General features: G+C 69.0%; 2 protein-coding genes. One reads left to right on the top strand and one right to left on the bottom strand.

Translation table 11 applies throughout. The annotated features are described in order from the left end of the window. Nucleotides 1–52: 52 nt before the first annotated feature. Nucleotides 53–934, bottom strand: a complete 882-nt coding sequence (locus tag ACGFZQ_RS52210; protein ID WP_393846512.1) for a helix-turn-helix transcriptional regulator — start codon at nucleotides 932–934, stop codon at nucleotides 53–55. Nucleotides 935–1338: 404 nt separating this feature from the next. Here ACGFZQ_RS52210 and ACGFZQ_RS52205 point away from each other — a divergent pair, with 404 nt between their 5' ends. Beyond that, a complete protein-coding gene (locus ACGFZQ_RS52205; RefSeq protein ID WP_393846511.1) occupies nucleotides 1339–2022 on the top strand; it encodes a transposase in 684 nt (227 codons plus the stop codon). The last annotated feature ends 89 nt before the right edge of the window (nucleotides 2023–2111 follow it).

The following is a 2111-nucleotide window of genomic DNA, read 5'->3' as shown; positions in this document are numbered from 1 at the left end:
TCAGGACCTGCTCAGGTGCTGGGCCGGCACCTGCACCACCTGCGGCCGACCCCTACCGACCAGCAGAACCAGAACCTAACGAAGCACTACTAGGCAGCGCCGCCGGGCTCTGGGTGCCGAGCACCGAGATCAGCTCCAGTTTCTCGGCGGCCTCGGTGCCCGGCTCGGCCGAGTACACGAGGATGTGCAGGTCGTGCTGTTCCACCCGGAGCTGGTCGCAGTCCAGCGTGAGCAGGCCCACCTGCGGATGCTCGATGGTCTTGCGCGACGCCTCCAGCCGGCCGACGACTCCCGCGTCCCACAGCTCGGCGAACCGCTCGCCCCCGGCACGCAACTCCGCGATCATGCGCTGGAGTTGACGGTCGGCCGGATAGCGGGCGGCCGTCGAGCGCAGCTCGGCGACCATGCCGACCTCGAAGGCGCGGCGTTCCTCGGGCGTGTGCCGCACCCGGGTCGGCCGGCCGAGGAAGTTGCGCCACACGCCGTTGCGTTCGAAGCCGCGCCGGCCGGACGGGTCGCCCATCAGGGCCGCGTACATCGGGTTGGCCACCAGGAGCGTCATGGCCGCGTCGGAGACCGCGACCGGGGTGCCGGACAGCCGGTCCAGCAGCCGCTGCACGCTGGGCGTGAGGTACCCGGGAACCACGTCCGGACCCGGTGGCACCAGCCCCGCCAGCCCGAACAGATAGGTCCGCTCGTCCTCGGAGAGCCGCAGTGCCCGCGCCAGCGCCTCGACGACCTGCACGGACGGGTTGACCGCGCGGCCCTGTTCGAGGCGCGTGACGTAGTCGACCGAGATCCCGGCCAGCAGCGCCAGCTCCTCGCGCCGCAGACCCGCCGCGCGCCGCTGGCCGCCGGCCGGCAGCCCCGCCGCGTCCGGGGCCACCCGGTCGCGCCAGCGCCGCAGCGCCCGCCCGAGTTCCGTCGCCGTCATGCCCTCATTCAACACCGCCGGCCGCGGATGTGCCTGGTACCGGCAGTCCCAGTCTCGGACTGCCTCACGTTGCCGTTTGCGCAGGTCAGATGGGACCTTCAGGGAATGCAGGAAGGTGTGGGGTCGAATCCGGGTCGTAGGCGCCTTCGCAGAAGCCCGCCCGCCCCGGGGCCTCGGCCCACGTCTCCCGGGCGAGTTACTACGCCCCTGCGTGCCCTGACCTGCGGTAACAGCTTCAGAAGCAAGCCGCTAAGCACGGCGCGGCCAACTGCAGTGCACAGTGGCCAACTGGGCGGTTCTGACCGCTCTTCCGTAGTGCCTACGGCTGAAGGAGGACGCGGGCCCTGAGTAGAGCGAATGAGGCTCGCCTTCAGGCAGTCTTCGCGTGCAGCGATTTTCACCAAGTGGGGCCGATTCGAGACGCCTCAGTGGTCCCCAATGGCGACGCCCTGGCCAGCGCCGACGAGCTGGGGCCAGTGATCCCGCGGACCCTCCCGCCCGCACCCGCCTGGTCACCGGACGGCCACCGGATCAAAGCAGAACTCGACTACAGCCGCGGACCAGACAAGACCTGGGTCTACGGCGATCTGCGACCAGCCGACGGTCAGGCGGTCACGATGACCGCATCCTCTCGCAACAGCGTCTTTTATCAGCAGTGCCTGCAACTGATCGAGGACGCCAACCCGGACGGGGAGATCTGGGTCGTCACCGACAACCTGTCCAGTCACCACAGCGTGTCCACCCGGACCTGGCTCGAGGGCCATGCCCGCATCCACCATGCCTTCATCCCTGTGGGCGTGTGCTGGCTCAACTTGCAGGAGGGCTGGTGGCGCGTCTTCCACAGAGCCGCCCTCGCCGGCCGGTCATTCGCCAACCGCAACGACATCGAATACGCCATCACCCTGGCGACCGACCTGCTCAACTCCCTTGCCAGGCCCTGGATCCGGGGCAGACCGCTCCGCCAACTCGCCCACTACGGCGCCGATATGTGTACACCGTTTGAGGAACCCTGCACCAGCCGGTGCTTAGAACGTAGGCATCTGCCCCGGAGGCTGCGTCGCCGGCATGATCGGTCGGACACGGCCTAGTAGTGCTTCGTTAGGTTCTGGTTCTGCTGGTCGGTAGGGGTCGGCCGCAGGTGGTGCAGGTGCCGGCCCAGCACCTGAGCAGGTCCTGA

The organism is Streptomyces sp. NPDC048254 (assembly GCF_043201895.1).
Classification (GTDB): Bacteria; Actinomycetota; Actinomycetes; order Streptomycetales; family Streptomycetaceae; genus Streptomyces.
This window is presented reverse-complemented; position numbering and strand designations above follow the sequence as displayed.